Source organism: Alteromonas confluentis (genome assembly GCF_001757105.1).
Taxonomy (GTDB): domain Bacteria; phylum Pseudomonadota; class Gammaproteobacteria; order Enterobacterales; family Alteromonadaceae; genus Alteromonas; species Alteromonas confluentis.
This window is the reverse complement of the sequence record NZ_MDHN01000010.1, coordinates 31,569-48,675: the sequence shown is the minus strand read 5'-3', so window position 1 is coordinate 48,675 and position 17,107 is coordinate 31,569. Positions and strand designations below refer to the sequence as shown.

The window sequence follows — 17,107 nt, the reverse complement described above, 5'->3', positions numbered from 1 at the left end:
GCCCTTATTCCGCGTCTAAATGAAGTTCGGCGAAGGCTTGCGCTGCCGGAACAGGATCAGGATTGATATGGTCGCCATTCGCCACACGGCGTAAACCATCAATGAGCACCGTATCATTCTCATCAAGACCCGAGGAAACAATAAAAATGTTGGGTAATTCTGCAGCAACCTGAATGTGACGAGAATGAATAACATCATCCTTATCAACAACGTAAACATAGGTTTGGTCGAGAATTTCAAACGTCGCTTTTTGCGGAATGATGATGCTGTCAGGGTAGGCCACATCCATCAAAATATTTCCGGTTTGACCGTGACGTAATAAGCTATTCGGGTTGGCAAAAGAGGCCCGCATTTCGATGGTACCAGTATGGTTGTCGAAATCCGCTTCAACGGTATCGATACGTCCGGTTTGTGAATACACCGAACCATTCGCTAGCTTTAAATGGACTGGGGTTTCAGTAATGTCTCTACCGTGTTGGACATAATCTAAATACTGAGACTCGGGCACGTTAAAATACACCCACATTTCACTTAAATCAGACAGGGTTGTCAGTAACTCGCCTTCGTCGAGCAAGCTGCCGGTTCGGGCTTCGAGGTGGTCCATTTTGCCTGTAAACGGGGCCCGGATATCGGTGAAGTCCAAATGGGTTTGCGCCAGTTCAACTTCTGCCAAGGCTTTGTCGTACTTTGCCTTCTCTACGGCCAATTCCGTAGACGATACAATGTCTTGTGATTCCAGCGATTGCGTATTTTCCCATTCGACCCGTGCCGCGTTGGCTTCAGCTTGTGCCTTGTGAAGTTCGGCTTCGTAAATAGTGGGTGTAATTTTAAACATCGGCTGACCCTGTTCAACGGTCTGTCCTTCGTCAACAAACGTTTGTTGCAGGTAGCCTTTTTCCATTGCGCGTACTTCAATGTGTTGGATGGCACGGATTTGACTCACGTACTCTTTTACAATGGTATTGTCTTGTTTAATGGGATGGGTGACCGCCAGTGCCAGCGAGGGTTCATGGAAGGTTTCTTCTTCCTGCCCACAACCTGAAAGGAGGATGGAAACGACACTCAGTGCAACGATTGTTTTTTTGTTCATAAATAATTTTTGTAAATGGATGCCTGCCGCCGGACTGATAAGCCAGGCGAACAAAAAATAAGCGCGACAACAGACTCACCAGCCAGTGAAGAATAAACAACTGGCAGTGTGGTCGCAGATAAACGCCAGAGCGAAATTAATGCGCTCCGGAGTACATGAATAAAAAAGAACAGTGGATGTTAGTCAGCGAATGCTGAACTGATCAGAAAACCGGTGGCGCGCGAGTGGGAGGTTGGACAAAACGGAAAGAAGACGTAAAAACCGCGTATTGAGGAACTTCAAATAACGATACCAGATGATAATGCGGGGTCGGGATTTGCTGAGCAATGGGGGGAGACGGATCAAATTGCTCGTCTTCTACGTCTTCTACTTTAAACGACAGTGTAAAAATGGACGCGTCAGAATGAAACTGAACAGCGGTGGTAAGATAACACTGTTTTGTCTCTATCAGCAGCGCACAGAAAAACACCATCAAGAAGGCTGGGAACCTTTTTGATATAAGTGTTTGACGTATTTGGTTAAAAAATAACAAAGGAATTGCGCTTACCTGCATTTAAGACAATAAAGATGCTACGAAGTGTGAGGTTGTTAAACAAGGTGCTGTGAGATAAACGACCCTTTTTCACAGGTGTTTCACTACGACTTATTTATTAGTGCACAAAGGATAACCTGGCTTGTAAACGGCGTGTGAAAACCAGTTAAAAAAGCATGAGGTTATTCTCCGCCAGTTATCGATATAACACAAAACCGTTAGCACCAACATGAAATCAGAGTGTCGTCAGTCATGGCTTTGTTTGTTAAACTATCCCGCTGTTTAAACGGTATTAATATGCTGTTCGCCCTGTGAGGGCCGTAGTAGAAGAAAAATCAGGAGAAGATGTTGGAGTTTTTGTACGAATACGGACTATTTCTGGCAAAGGCTGTCACCTTGGTAGTGGCCATTGTGATTGTATTGATTGCCATAGTGGGCAGCGCCAGTCGCCAAAAGCCAGGCAAAGGCCAGCTTGAAATTATATCGCTGACTGAGCAGCTAAATGACATTAAACATTATGCGCGCTCTGTATTGCTTGATAAGGCCGCACAGAAGAAGCTGGCCAAGGAACAGAAGAAAAAAGACAAAGCAGATAAATCAGATAGTAAGAAAAGTGAAGAGGGTGAGAAAAAATCCCGCCTGTTCGTTATTGATTTTGAAGGTTCTATGGACGCCCATGAAGTTGAGCGTTTGCGTGAAGAAATTACCGCGGTGTTGTGCGTCGCAGAAAAGCAGGATGAAATTCTTGTGCGTTTGGAAAGTGGTGGCGGTGTGGTTCACGGATACGGTCTGGCCGCATCACAACTGCAGCGGATTAAAGAAGCCGGTATCAAACTCACCATTTCTGTCGATAAAGTCGCCGCGAGTGGTGGTTACATGATGGCGTGTGTTGCCGATACGTTGTTATCTGCTCGCTTTGCCTACATTGGTTCTATTGGTGTACTGGCTCAAATTCCAAACGTAAATAAACTGCTCAAGAAGCATGATATTGAGTTTGAGCAACACACTGCCGGCGATTACAAGCGGACACTGACCGTATTCGGTGAGAATACTGACGAAGGCCGGGAGAAATTTCAACACGATTTAGAAAACATTCATACGCAGTTCAAAGCGTGGGTGAAATCTCAGCGCGACGTGCTGGATATTGAAAAAGTCGCCACCGGTGAAGTTTGGTTAGGGGCGGAAGCACAAGAGCTTGGCTTGGTTGACGACATTATGACTTCTGATGATTATATTCTTTCTCATCATCCGGCCCGCGAAATTTTTGCGGTAAAATATGCACAGAAGAAAACCATGGCAGAGAAGCTGGGCTTTGCTGTTTCAACAGCGGTAGAGCGTAGCATTATGCGTGTAATGTCTAAATCCAGACAGTGGTTTCAGTAGTGCTGTAGCGCCATGGCGAAAGATACCAAAGTCAGAATACTCAATGCCGCTGAAGCCTTGTTCGCTGAACAAGGCTTCACACAAACCTCCATGCGCGCAATTACTACTCGTGCTGATGTGAACCTGGCTTCAGTGAATTACCATTTTGGTAGCAAGAAAAACCTCATCCAGGCCGTGCTGAAACGCTACTTTGACGTGTTGATGCCGCAAATTGATACGGTACTTGCTAAGCATAAAGTGGAAACTGGCGTTGGTGGCGTACAAAGCTTGCTTATGTCGCTAGTGCCACCAATGATGACCCTTTCTAACGTACGACCCAAAGGCACAGCACTGTTTGTACAACTTCTTGGTCGTGGCTACAACGAAACTCAGGGGCATTTGCGGCGGTTTATCATGCACGATTATGGTAAGTCTGTGGCCGGATTGATGGCGGCACTGCATGCCAGTTTGCCAGAGGTCGACGATCACGAATTATTCTGGCGACTGCATTTCGCTATCGGCAGTTTTGTGTTTTCCATGGCTTCCAGTCAGGCCCTGACTGAAATCGCAGAAGCCGATTTTAATCAGGATGTCGATATTCAAGCCGTCATTCTGCATCTCGTGCCTTTTGTTTCCCAAGGCATTGCCGGGCATTCTGCCTAAGTCTTATCGCCATTATCAGGAGGGCATTATGGCCGTCACCAGACACCAACTCACAGCGTTTTTAGATGAATTATTGCGCCCCGCAGACATTAACGATTTTTGCCCCAATGGCTTACAGGTTGAAGGTAGCCATGACATCAATAAGATAATTACGGGCGTTACGGCCTCACAGGCGTTAATTGACGAAGCAGTGAGGTTGAACGCCGATGCTATTCTGGTACATCACGGGTACTTCTGGAAAGGCGAAGATCCTGCGCTTACCGGCATGAAGGGGAAGCGTATTCGTACATTGATTAAGAACGATATTAACCTTCTGGCTTATCACTTGCCCATCGATGTTCACCCACAATACGGCAATAACGCACAACTGGGTGACATCATGGGGCTAACAGATTTAGCGCCTTTATCTGGTGTAAAACCTAACGGCATCATTTTTACCGGACGCACCACCCATGCCATGTCTGGTGAGGTATTTCGCCAGCAACTTGAATCGGCGTTGGGCCGAAACGTGTTGCAGGAAGGGCATCCTCCGAAAGACATCAATACTGTTGCGTGGTGCACCGGTGGCGGACAGGGCTATATCGAGCAAGCCATTGCCGCTGGTGTAGATGCATTTGTTACCGGTGAAGTGTCGGAACAAACGGTACATGCGGCCCGGGAACTCGGCATCCATTTTTATGCTGCAGGCCACCATGCCACAGAGCGTTACGGGGTAAAAGCCGTGGGAGAGTGGCTCGCTTCAGAGCTGGAAGTGAATGTCGAATTTATCGACATTGATAATCCTGCCTAATCTCTTCTTAGCAACGTTATTAACGAGTATGTAGCTACGAGTCGTTCAACTTACTGCAGATGCATTCATGAAATCTACCGACCAATACTTTGATGGTATTGCAAAAAAGTTCGCCACCAATATCTATGGCACCACCAAAGGGCGTTTGCGTCATCTACTGTTGGTAGAAACGCTCACACAATACCTGCAATCGTCGCGGCCACTTAACGTTATGGATTTAGGTGGTGGTACCGGCATTATGACAAAAGTGCTTGCCGATGCTGGTCACCAAGTGACATTAGTGGATGCATCGGAAGATGTATTGGTACTCGCAAGAGAATATTTGGCGGAACTCCCCCATGTGACCATCCGTCAAGGCAGCATTCAGACCGAAACACAGATCGACCAGCAAGATCTCATCGTTTGTCATGCCGTGCTGGAATGGTTAGCCGAACCCCTCGAGGCTTTAAGCCTTATCTATAAAAAAATGAAACCTGGCAGTGCACTGAGTTTAACGTTTTTTAACCGTGATGCGGCGCTGTTTGGCAACGCGATCTACGGTAATTTTGACTACATCAATCGTGGGATGAAAGTAAAAAATCAGGTGCGTTTAAACCCGAACAATCCGCTGGTGCCGGCAGAAGTGATCTCTCATGCAGAATCACTTGGGTTCACTGTGAACGCTGTCACTGGCATACGTTGTTTTCATGATTACATGCGAGAACGGCAACTCACCGATGCTGAATTTGAGGCCCTGGTGGCATTGGAAAAGCAGTATATGAATCAAGCGCCTTATTGTTGGCTAGGAAAATACATTCACCTGATGCTGGAGAAACCGGCCTAAGTAGACCGGTGGTGCTTGTTTTTTGCCGCGCAATGCATAAAGGGCGATCAGGGTTTCACTAAAAACGTGGTGGTATCCATATTCTTGTCTGCACATTTTTTCACATTAGATAATGTGGTTTGGGCAATTTGACTTAACGCTTCCTGGGTAAAAAAGCCTTGATGCCCGGTAATGAGCACATTATGAAAGGTGGATAATCGCTCAAATACATCATCCTGGATAATTTCGCAGGAATGATCTTTGAAAAACAGTTCAGATTCCATTTCGTACACATCGAGGCCAAGGTAGCCAATTTTGTGCATTTTTAGCCCATCTATAAGCGCCTGGGTATCCACCAAGCCGCCTCTTGATGTGTTAATAAGCATGACACCATCGCGCATTTTACCAATACTGTCTTGGTTAATCAGGTGGTAGCTGTGCTCGTTTAACGGGCAATGCAAACTGATAATGTGTGACTCTGCAAGCAGTTTATCGAGGGCGACATACTGTACGCCAGCATCTTGCAGATGGCGATCGGGGTAAGGGTCGAAACACAATACCTGACAGCCGAAACCCAGTAAGATTTTTGCCGTTGCCTTGCCAATATGCCCAGTGCCTACAATACCTACGGTTTTACCCGCCATATTAAAACCGAGTAAACCGTTGAGATTAAAATTACCGTCTTTTACCCGGTTGTAGGCTTTGTGCATACGGCGGTTGAGGGTAAGCATGAGCGCTACCGCATGCTCAGCGACGGCTTCCGGTGCATAGGCGGGAACGTGGGATACGGCGATACCCAGTGCTTGAGCTTTATCGAGATCCACATTATTAAAACCCGCGCATCGCAGGGCAACATGTTTAACGCCCATCGCACTGAGTTGTGCTAACACCGTGGCACTCACATCATCGTTAACGAATACACAAACCGCATCGAGCCCGTTACATAGCGCCACTGTGGCGTCGTTAAGGTGGGCGGAAAAATACTGAATACTCATCCTGTCGTCTGCCAGGGCAGACAACGATGTTTCGTCGTAAGGGTTACTGCTAAACACACCGATTTTAATAGCCGAGCTTTTACCCGCCATAATATTTCCTTATCAGGCTTAAATCAGAGAGAGCAGAGACTTCTCCAATTCTTCTGGTTTCGTTGTTGGCGCAAACCGGTGGCGTACTACACCGTTTTTATCGACAACAAACTTGGTAAAGTTCCATTTTATGCCCTTAGTACCGAGTACGCCCCGGGCTTCATCTTTTAAGTAGTTAAACAACTGCGCGGCATTGTTGCCATTGACATCGACCTTCACCGACATGGGAAACGTGACATTGTAGTTAAGATCGCAGAACTGCGCGATATCGGCGTCGGTGCCCGGCTCCTGGCTACCGAATTGATTGCAGGGAAAGCCAATCAGCACAACATCTTTATCTTTATATTGTTGCCACAACTTTTCAAGCCCTTCATATTGGGGGGTAAAGCCGCAGCGACTGGCGGTGTTAAATATGACGAGTACTTTCCCTTTTAATGATGCTAAGGGCAGTCTCTCGCCATTATTTAATGTCACGGTGAAATCGTAAACCGAAGGCATGTTATCGTCTCTCAGTTGGTTTGCAGCGCGCATAGGCTGCTTTTACTCGTAGTTTTGTTATTATCCTGATGATGACAAAACCGTTTAAATGAAATCAGCAAGTTAGCTGAATATCTCATTATCACGTATAACGAAGAGAATACAATGTCTGTGAAAAAAGTTACTTTTCTTGGCCTTGGGGTTATGGGCTATCCCATGGCGGGTCACCTGCAAAATGCGGCCTTCGACGTTACGGTTTATAACCGTACAACCAGCAAAGCGAAAAGCTGGCAACAGCAATATGGCGGCAATTTCGCTGAAGACATTGCTGCAGCGGTATCTGGCGCAGACATCGTGTTTATGTGTGTGGGCAATGACAACGACGTACTCGCGGTGGCAGGAACAGCCATAGATAACATGGCGGCTGGCGCGGTGCTGGTTGATCACACCACAGCCTCTGCTGATGTGGCCAGAACGCTTAGCCAGCGCTGCAAAGAAAAATCACTTGGGTTTCTAGATGCACCGGTTTCCGGTGGCCAGGCAGGCGCTGAGAATGGTCAGCTCACTATTATGGTGGGAGGAGATCAAGCGGTGTTTGATCGCGTGCAGCCAGTGATGGATGCCTATGCGCGCCATAGCCAGTTACTCGGTGATGCGGGCAGTGGCCAGTTAGCCAAAATGATGAACCAGATTTGTATTGCCGGTATTGTTCAGGGCTTGTCGGAAGCATTGCATTTTGGTCAACAGGCAGGGTTAGATTGTGGTGCCGTTATCGATGTTATTTCTAAAGGTGCGGCACAGTCATGGCAGATGGAAAATCGCGCGCAAACCATGCTGGAGGGGAAATACGACTACGGTTTTGCCGTTGATTGGATGCGAAAAGACTTGTCGATTGCCCTTGATGAAGCCCGGCGCAATGGTTCTACGCTTGCGCTTACCGCACTGGTTGATCAGTATTATGCCGATGTACAAAAAGCAGGGGGCGGCCGCTGGGATACATCGAGCTTACTGACCCGACTGTCAACGTCTTAGTCTTGCAGTCTCTCGCACTCAAAAATTACGCTCAAGACGCAGAGTCTTGGGCGTTTTCATTGTCTGGTGTTTGCTCAGCATAGAAAAAGCTCGCTTCAGCTTGTGCTTGGGTTCTTAGTTGATGCAGACGTTTACGGTTGCTGTTATTGAGCGCCCCAACATCGAGTTTACTTAGCAAAGCCGGTACGGTGTACGAGCGGTAATTGGCATGGCGAGACTCCAGCATGCACTGTACCAGGTTCAAGCCAAATGCTGCCGTGCTGGGCTGCATCTGATAAGCCTGATAAAAGTAGTACATGGCTCTGATGTAGTCTCTGCCAATAAAAAGTCGCATTCCCGTATTGTTGAGTTCAAGTGAACGCTCTTCGGCCATACCCATATCAAGCTCTGCATTGGTCAGTACCTGTTCGTTTAACGTTTGCGAGGCCAGATTGCCTACAAGGTGATTTCGCTCATGTGCCATCGCCAGTAATTCACGGGCTTTTTCACTGTTTCCAATGGCATTGTGGGTTTTTGCTGCGATGGTTAAGGTGGCAGGATCGGTGCGCGACAGCAGATCCATATGTTCCAGCGATAATATCTGAGTCACTTTATCGTGATCGTCTTCGAGAGATGCCGCGAACGCGAGCAGGTAATCTTTCTTCTGAATTTGCTGTTGATCCACTTGTGCCCGACTTGCTATGCCAATCAGGCGGCGGGCCTGGCTAAGACTTTCGTCACGATTTGTTTTCGGTTGTTGTTCAGCAATGGAAAGGTAAAACTCAGCCAGCTCCACAGTGAATTCATTGAAGCGTTCGCGGGTACTGCGATTGTAATCACGCTTTTTTTGCAACAACTCTATGCCTTCAATGACCTTATCCTGTTTCTGGTAGGTCAACGATTTAAGACGCGTAGCGGGAACACTTAACTCGCTAATTTTTATATGATCTAAATAGAATTCAGCTTGTGACCAGGCTTCCTGTTCAAAGCAAAGGCACGCGAGCCATTCGAAAGCTTTATCGCGTGCCAGTGAATTAGTCATTAAGTCAGAAAGCTCATTTCTGCAATGCGACCAGTTGCCCGCCAGATATTCGCACTTAATTTTTCCCCATTGTGCCCATAACACTTTGTCTGAATGGGCTAGCACGGTTTCATACAGCTTTTTGGCTTCTAACAGTTTACCAAGCTGAAACAAAATACGGGCGTGTAACTTCACCACATCATTTTTAAGTCTGCCAGGGGTTTGCTCGCTGTCTAGTTGGTTGATAATGCGAAGTGCATTTTCTGCATCATTGTTATCCAGCGCGTCGAGGGCCTGTTTAACAAAGCTTCTGTAGCTCAAATAGTGCTTTAAACCGCGGGTCAATGTGGCAATGTTGTAAGGCTTTATGACAAATAAATCCGGCTGTGTATCAATGATCTGACCTACAGTTTGCGGGAGCCGGTCGGCGGTAATAAATATGATGCCTGTACTCGGACGAATAAACTGGCTCTGTCGTAACTGTTGCACCCATTCCACGCCATTTCTGCCTTGTCCGAGGTGAAAATCCATCAGAATTATTTCAAAATTTTGTCGGCGAAGGGCCGCTTTTAACTCGGAACCGTTACTGAAACTACTAATTTCAAACTCGCCCATGGGCAGCAAGTGACTGCGGATCGCCGAGCGGGCAGTGGCGTTATCTTCAATAATTGCCAGACGATAGGGCATGATGGCGAGCAGCTTCCTGATATAACAGCGAGAATGGCACGTACCTTAAGCATAACAGCGTAGGTGAAATTCGTCACCCTGAGAGCGCTCTATTAAAAGTGTTTCACCAGAACGTGCTGAACGCATCAATCGTTGTCACAAAAAATTTACAATATGCTTTTAATTGTTTTACGTTAACGTTTACGTAAACCTTCAGAATTGTTTAAGGTGTTGCATAAGCCAATAGCAAGCAACATGAAAAGAGAGCGATATGCAAAACGTGCCGATGTTGATTAACGGGGAATGGGTGTCAGGGAAGGGGGAGCAGACGATTGCTGTGACTAATCCTGCCAATAACGAAACCATCGCCAATATTCAGTGTGCTTCTGAAGATGACATGACCGCAGCCATTGATAGTGCGGTGAGGGCGTTTGAGACTTGGCGCGACGTGCCTGTCACCGAGCGTGCTCGATTGATGATGCGTTATCAGGCATTACTCAAACAATATCATGATGAACTGGCCACACTTTTGGCCAGCGAAACAGGCAAAACATTCGACGATGCCAAAGGCGATGTGTGGCGTGGTATTGAAGTGGTTGAACAAGCCATGAATGTGCCGTCTATGATGATGGGCGAAACCGTAGAAAACGTTGCCCGCAATATTGACACTGCCAGCTACATACAACCTTTAGGTGTGTGTGTTGGCATCACGCCGTTTAATTTTCCGGCAATGATACCGCTTTGGATGTTCCCTCTCGCCATTGCATGTGGCAACACGTTTGTGCTCAAGCCTTCAGAACAGGACCCGCTGACTCCCAACCGTCTTGCTGAACTGTTTCTGGAGGCGGGAGCACCGCCAGGCGTACTTAACGTTGTGCATGGTGGTAAGGCGCAAGTCGACCGTTTACTTAATGATGATCATATCAAAGCCGTTTCGTTTGTGGGATCTGTGCCTGTAGGTCAAGCCATTTACAAAACCGCTACGGCAAATTTGAAGCGCGCCCAATGTTTCGCCGGTGCAAAAAACCACACCGTCGTGATGCCTGATGCGAACAAAGAGCATGTATTGAATAATCTCGTCGGGGCATCTGTTGGTGCAGCAGGGCAGCGTTGTATGGCTATTTCAGCAGCGGTATTTGTTGGCAAGGCGAAATCGTGGATCCCCGAATTGGTTGAACGTATTGCCAAGGTGAAACCAGGTTTATGGAACGACAGCGAAGCCGGCTTTGGCCCGTTAATTTCACCGGCGGCGAAGCAACGTGTACTGTCGTTAATTGAACAAGGTAAAAAGCAGGGCGCAAACTGTTTGCTGGACGGCTCTGATTTTACCGTACCAGGTTACGAAAATGGCAATTGGGTTGGTGCCACGGTGTTTTCAGAGGTTACGCCAGACATGGCTATTTACCAGGAAGAAATTTTCGGGCCGGTGCTTTCGTGTATGACCGTTGACTCTCTGGACGAAGCGCTTTCGCTGGTGAACGCGAACCCCTTCGGTAACGGCACTTCTATATTTACTAACAGTGGTGCGGCTGCACGTAAGTATCAGCATGAAGTCACCGTGGGGCAAGTAGGCATCAATGTACCCATTCCGGTGCCACTCCCGTTCTTTTCATTTACCGGCTGGAAAAACTCGTTTTACGGCGATTTACACGCTTACGGAAAGCAAGCCGTGCGCTTTTACACAGAAACTAAAACGGTTACGAGTCGTTGGTTAGACGATGATATTCCTGGTCCACTTAATCTCACCATTTCAATGTAAAAGGAGGCATCAATGGACTTTTCTTTAAACGATGACCAAATCGCCTTCATGGATGCGGCCAGCCAATTCGCTGCTCAGGAATTTGCTCCGAATGCAGCTCGCTGGGATAGAGAACATATTTTTCCTGTAGAAGCCCTACGCAAGGCGGGTGAACTCGGCTTTTGTGGCTTATACACACCGGAAGACGCTGGCGGCCTGGGGCTGTCGCGACTGGACTCATCGTTAATCTTCGAACAGTTAGCGATGGGCTGTACCACCACCACAGCCATGCTAACGATTCACAATATGGCGACCTGGATGATTGCCACCTGGGGCACCGAGGAAGCGAAAAGCGACTGGTGTGATGCATTGGTTAGCGGAGAAAAGCTTGCTTCTTATTGCCTTACTGAGCCCGGGGCAGGTTCAGACGCCGCATCGCTAAAAACCAAGGCGGTTAATTCACAAGATGGTTATGTGATTAACGGCTCCAAGGTTTTCATTTCTGGCGCGGGTAGTACAGATGTTCTGGTCGTTATGGCGCGAACGGGCGGCGAAGGACCAAAAGGTATTTCGGCTTTTGTGGTTCCTGCTAATGCAGAGGGCGTGAGTTACGGTAAGCCAGAAGAAAAAATGGGTTGGAACGCGCAGCCAACGCGCATGATTACCTTTGAGAATGTGCATGTGCCTGCATCGGCTTTATTAGGCAATGAAGGTGAAGGTTTCAGTATGGCAATGCAGGGGCTGGATGGCGGCAGAGTGAACATCGCAACTTGCTCCGTTGGCACAGCCCAACAGGCGCTGGAAACCGCAAGGCAGTACCTTAACGATAGGGAGCAGTTTGGCAAACCACTGGCAGCCTTTCAGGCGCTTCAGTTCAAATTGGCCGACATGGCCACAGAATTGGTTGCGGCTCGCCAGTTGGTTCGCCTGGCTGCGTTTAAATTGGATAACAATGATGCTGATAAAACCACCTATTGCGCCATGGCAAAACGATTCGCTACTGATGCAGGCTTTATGGTGTGTAACGAGGCACTGCAAATACATGGTGGATACGGCTACATAAAAGAATATCCGCTAGAGCGACATGTACGCGACGTACGTGTGCACCAAATTTTGGAAGGTACGAATGAGATTATGCGCGTGATCATCGGTCGCCGACTCATCGCGGACATGGGTTCTGTGTTATAACCCAGCCAAATAGACTAGGCTGGTGATGCTTGATAGCCCACATCTGATACCTAATGCCGACAAGGATATGCTTGTGAACGAACAACAAAAGGTGATTGCGACAGAACATCGTACCCGCTGCGGACAGCGATTCGGACAACTGACGCTGAATAAACCAAAAGCACTGAATGCGCTGGACGTAGACATGGCAACCACAATGCTCGCTGTGTTGAAGCAATGGGAACAAGCCGATGACATGGTGTTTGTGCTGATTGACAGTGTGGGTGATAAAGCGTTTTGTGCGGGTGGCGACATCGTTTCGATGTATCACGCAATGGCAGAGCAACCCGATACGGTGCCTCCATTTATCAAATCATTTTTCACCGTGGAGTACGAACTCGATCATACCATCCACACTTTTAGCAAACCGGTGGTGGTATGGGGTTCAGGAATTGTTATGGGCGGTGGTATGGGCCTGTTACAAGGTGCAAGTCATCGTGTGGTCACCGAAACCAGTAAATTGGCCATGCCGGAAATCTCCATTGGCCTCTTTCCTGATGTAGGAGCCAGTTTTTTTCTGCCGCGACTGCACCATAAACTCGGATTGTTTTTGGGCATGACGGCGGCGCAGTTGAACGGTGCTGAATCGGTGAATTACGGAATGGCCGATTTTCTCTGTAACAGCGGCGGATTGAATGCGCTAATTTCACAATGGCAAGATACTGATTGGTCATCGACGGCGTCGCCAGGCAGTGCGCTTTCTCGTTTGCTACAAGACCATTCTGCGACCATAGCGCCCGATGATGGTATTGCGCTAAACGACCGTGTTGCACCTTGGCTGGCAGAGATTGAGCGAATTTGTGCGGCGAGTACTGCCAGTGTCGTTAAAGCCGGTCTTCTCGCTATTGATGCGGGCGAAGATCCCTGGCTGCGCCGTGCGCAACAGTCATTGTCAGCCGGTTCTAGTCTTACTGCAGCGCTGTTCTTCTCGCAATTTAGTAAAGGTGCACAGTTGTCGTTGTCAGACTGTTTCCGTATGGAACTGATCATGGCGTGTCGGTGCGCTGAATTTGGCGAACTCAAAGAGGGGATAAGGGCGCTGCTTATTGATAAAGACGGTAATCCTGCCTGGCGTTTTAATCACATCGACGCCATTCCAGACGATGTTGTCGCCGGCTTCTTCGCGCCACCGTGGGAAGAAGCGCACCCGCTCGTACATTTAGGAGAATCATAATGCATATTGCGTTTTTTGGATTAGGAAACATGGGGTCGCCAATGGCGGCAAACCTGCTAAAAGCAGGTCATGAAGTAACGGTGTATGACCTGGTACCTGCGGCAGTAGAAAAGCTAACAATGCAGGGGGCCAACGGTGCCGATAACGTCGCAGATGCAGTAACCGACGCCGATGTAGTGATATCTATGCTGCCAGCCGCATCCCACGTAAAAGCGCTGTATTTTAATGACGATGGTATATTTTCTCATCTTAACAAAAGCACGTTGATTATCGATTGCAGTACCATTGATGCGCAAACGGCAAAGCAGGTCGGTGATGGAGCGGAAAAAGCCGGTCACGCGTTTATTGACGCGCCTGTGTCTGGTGGTGTAGCCGGTGCCACGGCGGGTACGCTAACCTTCATTATGGGCGGAGAAACAAACGCCGTAGAACAAGCCAAAGCTATTTTATCTGCCATGGGTGCCAATCTGTTTCATGCCGGCCCGATGGGGGCTGGTCAAATTGCCAAAATTTGCAACAATATGCTGCTTGCGGTGCTCATGGCAGGTACGTCGGAAGCATTGCAACTCGCCATTGACAACGGCCTTGATCCAAAAGTGATGTCAGACATCATGTTGCAGAGCTCGGGGTGTAACTGGACTCTACAGAAATACAACCCTTGCCCGGGCGTGATGGACAATGTGCCCTCGTCGAACGGGTATCAGGGAGGATTCATGGTGCAACTGATGAACAAAGACTTGAGCTTAGCAATGGATACCAGCGCTGCAAGCGGTTCAGCCACACCCATGGGCGCTGCGGCGCAGCAACTTTATCGGTTGCACCAGCGTAACGATACCGCAACTCAGGACTTTTCCAGTATTTTTAATTTCTATAGCCGAAACAGTTAATGCTTACGGTCACCAGTGACAGGGCAGTAATGGGTTAATTTCTGCCCAACTTTCTACTTTGCGCGTTTGCCAGGCAGCGCTTACTTCTTGCCGTTATTTTTGCTACATTGCCCCGGATTTTACCGCTAAGAGAACCAATCCATGTGGCGATGCCCGTTATGCCAGTCTTCCCTTACTACCGATACCGTTTGGTACTGCGAGAATAACCACCGTTTTGACGTATCCAAGCGGGGTTATGTCAATTTACTTCCAGTACATAAAAAGGGCAGTAAACAACCTGGCGACAGCAAAGATATGCTTTCAGCTCGACAGATGTTTCATCAAACGGGCGGCTATCAACCGTTGATGGACAAAATGGCAACGCGACTGATATCGGCGCTGAAAACAAAAACAGGCGAATTAAGCCTGTACGATGCCGGCTGTGGTGAAGGCAGCTATTTGAACGAAGTGCAGTGCGCGTTACAAAATCATGGGGTGTCAGTTTCTGCGGCTGGTAGTGATATTGCAAAAAGTGCCGTCGACTTTGCCGCGCGCCAATACAAGCAGGCGCAATTCGTGGTTGCCAGTAGTTTTGATTTACCGGTAGAAAATAACGCGGTGGACGTGGTGCTTCAGGTATTTGCACCTGGTGATGATGAAGAACTCCACCGGGTATTAAAGCCGGGTGGACTACTCTTGCATGTTGCACCTGGGCCCGAGCATCTGTATGCACTCAAATCGGTGGCTTACCAAACACCACGAAAACATGAGCAACCGGTTGATCACAGAGCTGGCTTTGTGCTGCAGTCACGAGAACCTTTGTCGTTTGATATCAATTTTAGCTCGGCTGAACAAATTAGCGCTCTGCTTATGATGACGCCGTTTACCTGGCGATTAAGCGAAGAAAAACGAGAGAGTTTGGTTCGCGATTTGAAACAGATAGAAGCCGATTTTGTCGTCAGTTTGTGGGCAAAATCTGAAACGGTTTAGCGCTGAGCGCGACAATAAAAAAGTAATAAGGCTAAAAGCAAAAAACGCAGGATGTTTATCCTGCGTTTTTAATGGTTAATGATATCGCCGGCTATTTCGAAAAGTGGATCAGATGCTTAATTGCCCTGCTTAATAAATCCACATTTAATGGGTCGTTACTGCGTGCACGGGTATCGACATCAGAGATTTCAAAACTACCATTGCTTAACACTTCAATCATTTGGTCGTTATGGACCACAATGACTTTCTCTCCAGAGGTACTCACCAGCCAGTTGCGTTGCGGCGCAAGCAAGTTCTGGCCCGAAGAGTAGAACTGAACCGGCGCATGACAACCAAGTGCATTCATGATCGTAGGCGCTAAATCTTCGGTGCTCGCCAACTTACCTTTTACATTCAAGGTGGTGTATAGCTTCCCGCGGCTGGTGCCACCGTCGGTATCGAAACCCGTTGCGATAATCACATCGCTGTTCGCAAACACCTCGTTATTCAGCATTTCTGCAATTTTTGCTGCAGGTAAAAAGGCAATATGCAGTCCGTCGTGATTATTACTCACCGGCTGGCGGTAACCATTGAGCGCTTCTGTTGGCAATGTCTCATCAACATGAATAGACACTGGCATGCCCAAACCGACAGGCAATGCGAGTAGTACGGGACGCTTGTCTTTTAACGTACCCTGATAGATTTCAGGTACACCGAACAAGGTGGTGTGAATCAGGCCATCGAGTGACGATGCGGTGGTGAAATAGTTATCCATTTCACGGAGATCAAACTGCGGTAAGTCGGGCAGTGGAGCATCGTCAGTTTGTACAACCAGTGCAAATGTACGCGTTGATTCAATATTGCAGTACACCGGCTCGGTGGGATAAGCCACTTGGTGGATTTCCGGATCAAACTGTAATTGTTGTCGTTCACGGTAACGATCCAGGTCGAGTAACCCATAACGTGACATGGTGGTTTTTGCGGTGGCCGGGTACGACAACGGGAACATGTTGTCCTGCTTTACGATAGGCTGGTACAACTCGGCATCGGCCCACACGTGAATAGCATGGCTCGCCACAAAGCAGCCTAAGAAAAACACCATGACTTTGGTGCCAATTTTATGCTGTTGCAAACGTTCGACCCGCTTCCAGATAGCATTGGCAAGAATGAGTTGGAAACCCAACCACACTACAAACAACAGCAAGAGGTACATCCATTGTTGCAGTCCGAATTCAGTGACTTGTGTATTGGCTTCGCTGCGTAATAAGTCGGCGGAACTGAAACTTAAATGAAAGCCCGTGCGATTAAACAGCAGTGCATCGAAGGCCATGAGGGCGAGCCCTACAGCAGCGATGGCGGAAGCGGCGAGTTTGATGATCCTGGGATTGGTGGCCAGGTAACACAGCGGCAGTACAAATATGACAAAACCGGAGAAGGTCATAAAGCCAATATGACCGAACCAGTTGCACACTAAATACAGTGCGCCGAGCAACGTACCCGGTGCCGGCGATGAAAAGATAAACACCGAAGCAATGATCATTGCGATGGCGATGTTTGCCAGAGCGAACCAGTGGCCCCAATTGACCAGACGGGTAACGCGTTGACGGCGCGGAGATTCCGCTAAAATCATGGTT

At 48.1% G+C, this 17,107-nt stretch carries 16 protein-coding genes; 10 read left to right on the top strand and 6 right to left on the bottom strand.

Going from position 1 to position 17,107, the window contains the following annotated elements; all coding sequences use genetic code 11:
• Window positions 1–4: 4 nt before the first annotated feature.
• Together BFC18_RS04765 and BFC18_RS04760 are read right to left on the bottom strand one after the other, a co-directional pair.
• Window positions 5–1,090 carry an efflux RND transporter periplasmic adaptor subunit gene (locus tag BFC18_RS04765; RefSeq protein WP_070124276.1) on the bottom strand — a complete coding sequence of 362 codons (1,086 nt, stop codon included), beginning with the start codon at window positions 1,088–1,090 and terminating at the stop codon, window positions 5–7.
• 202 nt (window positions 1,091–1,292) lie between these two features.
• The gene (locus tag BFC18_RS04760; protein WP_170826564.1) at window positions 1,293–1,565 is read right to left on the bottom strand and encodes a hypothetical protein; all 273 of its coding nucleotides are present in this window, start codon (window positions 1,563–1,565) and stop codon (window positions 1,293–1,295) included.
• Window positions 1,566–1,970: 405 nt separating this feature from the next.
• On the opposite strand from BFC18_RS04760, the gene sohB reads away from it, so the two are divergent.
• From sohB to BFC18_RS04740, 4 genes are all read left to right on the top strand, one after another.
• The gene (gene sohB, locus BFC18_RS04755; RefSeq protein ID WP_070124274.1) at window positions 1,971–3,005 is read left to right on the top strand and encodes a protease SohB; all 1,035 of its coding nucleotides are present in this window, start codon (window positions 1,971–1,973) and stop codon (window positions 3,003–3,005) included.
• A gap of 12 nt (window positions 3,006–3,017) precedes the next feature.
• Window positions 3,018–3,647: a TetR/AcrR family transcriptional regulator gene (locus BFC18_RS04750; protein ID WP_070124056.1), complete on the top strand. Its 630-nt coding sequence runs from the start codon at window positions 3,018–3,020 to the stop codon at window positions 3,645–3,647.
• A gap of 28 nt (window positions 3,648–3,675) precedes the next feature.
• Window positions 3,676–4,437 carry a Nif3-like dinuclear metal center hexameric protein gene (locus BFC18_RS04745; RefSeq protein WP_070124055.1) on the top strand — a complete coding sequence of 254 codons (762 nt, stop codon included), beginning with the start codon at window positions 3,676–3,678 and terminating at the stop codon, window positions 4,435–4,437.
• Between the two features lie 67 nt (window positions 4,438–4,504).
• Window positions 4,505–5,260, top strand: a complete 756-nt coding sequence (locus BFC18_RS04740; protein ID WP_070124054.1) for a methyltransferase domain-containing protein — start codon at window positions 4,505–4,507, stop codon at window positions 5,258–5,260.
• A gap of 47 nt (window positions 5,261–5,307) precedes the next feature.
• On the opposite strand, the gene BFC18_RS04735 is transcribed toward BFC18_RS04740, so the two are convergent.
• Complete coding sequence (locus BFC18_RS04735; RefSeq protein ID WP_170826563.1) at window positions 5,308–6,324, bottom strand: 2-hydroxyacid dehydrogenase; 1,017 nt, start codon at window positions 6,322–6,324, stop codon at window positions 5,308–5,310.
• A gap of 18 nt (window positions 6,325–6,342) precedes the next feature.
• Complete coding sequence (locus BFC18_RS04730) at window positions 6,343–6,822, bottom strand: glutathione peroxidase (RefSeq protein WP_070124271.1); 480 nt, start codon at window positions 6,820–6,822, stop codon at window positions 6,343–6,345.
• A 144-nt stretch (window positions 6,823–6,966) separates the two neighbouring features.
• Between BFC18_RS04730 and BFC18_RS04725 the strand changes: the two genes are divergently transcribed.
• A complete protein-coding gene (locus tag BFC18_RS04725; protein WP_070124053.1) occupies window positions 6,967–7,833 on the top strand; it encodes an NAD(P)-dependent oxidoreductase in 867 nt (288 codons plus the stop codon).
• A gap of 31 nt (window positions 7,834–7,864) precedes the next feature.
• Here the strand turns inward: BFC18_RS04725 and BFC18_RS04720 are convergent, their stop codons facing one another.
• Window positions 7,865–9,520, bottom strand: coding sequence for a response regulator (locus tag BFC18_RS04720; protein ID WP_083272920.1), 1,656 nt, complete (start codon window positions 9,518–9,520; stop codon window positions 7,865–7,867).
• A gap of 250 nt (window positions 9,521–9,770) precedes the next feature.
• On the opposite strand from BFC18_RS04720, the gene BFC18_RS04715 reads away from it, so the two are divergent.
• The 5 genes from BFC18_RS04715 to BFC18_RS04695 all read left to right on the top strand — a co-directional run bounded on the left by BFC18_RS04715 (window position 9,771) and on the right by BFC18_RS04695 (window position 15,494).
• Window positions 9,771–11,258: a CoA-acylating methylmalonate-semialdehyde dehydrogenase gene (locus BFC18_RS04715; RefSeq protein ID WP_070124052.1), complete on the top strand. Its 1,488-nt coding sequence runs from the start codon at window positions 9,771–9,773 to the stop codon at window positions 11,256–11,258.
• 12 nt (window positions 11,259–11,270) lie between these two features.
• Window positions 11,271–12,425 (top strand): acyl-CoA dehydrogenase family protein, encoded by a 1,155-nt coding sequence (locus BFC18_RS04710; protein ID WP_070124051.1) that lies wholly within the window; start codon window positions 11,271–11,273, stop codon window positions 12,423–12,425.
• Between the two features lie 67 nt (window positions 12,426–12,492).
• Entirely contained in the window at window positions 12,493–13,638 is a 1,146-nt protein-coding gene (locus BFC18_RS04705; RefSeq protein WP_070124050.1) for an enoyl-CoA hydratase/isomerase family protein, read from the top strand.
• On the top strand, window positions 13,635–14,525 hold the full coding sequence (gene mmsB / locus BFC18_RS04700; protein ID WP_139138958.1) for a 3-hydroxyisobutyrate dehydrogenase: 891 nt from the start codon (window positions 13,635–13,637) through the stop codon (window positions 14,523–14,525). The genes BFC18_RS04705 and mmsB overlap by 4 nt, the downstream gene beginning before the upstream one ends.
• 141 nt (window positions 14,526–14,666) lie before the next feature.
• Complete coding sequence (locus BFC18_RS04695) at window positions 14,667–15,494, top strand: putative RNA methyltransferase (protein WP_070124048.1); 828 nt, start codon at window positions 14,667–14,669, stop codon at window positions 15,492–15,494.
• 91 nt (window positions 15,495–15,585) lie between these two features.
• Here BFC18_RS04695 and BFC18_RS04690 read toward each other — a convergent pair whose 3' ends face one another.
• Entirely contained in the window at window positions 15,586–17,103 is a 1,518-nt protein-coding gene (locus tag BFC18_RS04690; protein WP_070124047.1) for a DUF3413 domain-containing protein, read from the bottom strand.
• Window positions 17,104–17,107 lie beyond the last annotated feature (4 nt).

Bases quoted from the DNA above. Each gene is read 5' to 3' on its own strand.
- BFC18_RS04695 (WP_070124048.1), top strand. From the start codon at position 14,667: ATGTGGCGATGCCCGTTATGCCAGTCTTCCCTTACTACCGATACCGTT.
- BFC18_RS04745 (WP_070124055.1), top strand. From the start codon at position 3,676: ATGGCCGTCACCAGACACCAACTCACAGCGTTTTTAGATGAATTATTG.
- BFC18_RS04705 (WP_070124050.1), top strand. From the start codon at position 12,493: ATGCTTGTGAACGAACAACAAAAGGTGATTGCGACAGAACATCGTACC.
- BFC18_RS04750 (WP_070124056.1), top strand. From the start codon at position 3,018: ATGGCGAAAGATACCAAAGTCAGAATACTCAATGCCGCTGAAGCCTTG.
- BFC18_RS04715 (WP_070124052.1), top strand. From the start codon at position 9,771: ATGCAAAACGTGCCGATGTTGATTAACGGGGAATGGGTGTCAGGGAAG.
- BFC18_RS04735 (WP_170826563.1), bottom strand. From the start codon at position 6,324: ATGGCGGGTAAAAGCTCGGCTATTAAAATCGGTGTGTTTAGCAGTAAC.
- BFC18_RS04765 (WP_070124276.1), bottom strand. From the start codon at position 1,090: ATGAACAAAAAAACAATCGTTGCACTGAGTGTCGTTTCCATCCTCCTT.
- BFC18_RS04690 (WP_070124047.1), bottom strand. From the start codon at position 17,103: ATGATTTTAGCGGAATCTCCGCGCCGTCAACGCGTTACCCGTCTGGTC.
- BFC18_RS04725 (WP_070124053.1), top strand. From the start codon at position 6,967: ATGTCTGTGAAAAAAGTTACTTTTCTTGGCCTTGGGGTTATGGGCTAT.
- BFC18_RS04720 (WP_083272920.1), bottom strand. From the start codon at position 9,520: ATGCCCTATCGTCTGGCAATTATTGAAGATAACGCCACTGCCCGCTCG.
- BFC18_RS04740 (WP_070124054.1), top strand. From the start codon at position 4,505: ATGAAATCTACCGACCAATACTTTGATGGTATTGCAAAAAAGTTCGCC.
- BFC18_RS04710 (WP_070124051.1), top strand. From the start codon at position 11,271: ATGGACTTTTCTTTAAACGATGACCAAATCGCCTTCATGGATGCGGCC.
- BFC18_RS04730 (WP_070124271.1), bottom strand. From the start codon at position 6,822: ATGCCTTCGGTTTACGATTTCACCGTGACATTAAATAATGGCGAGAGA.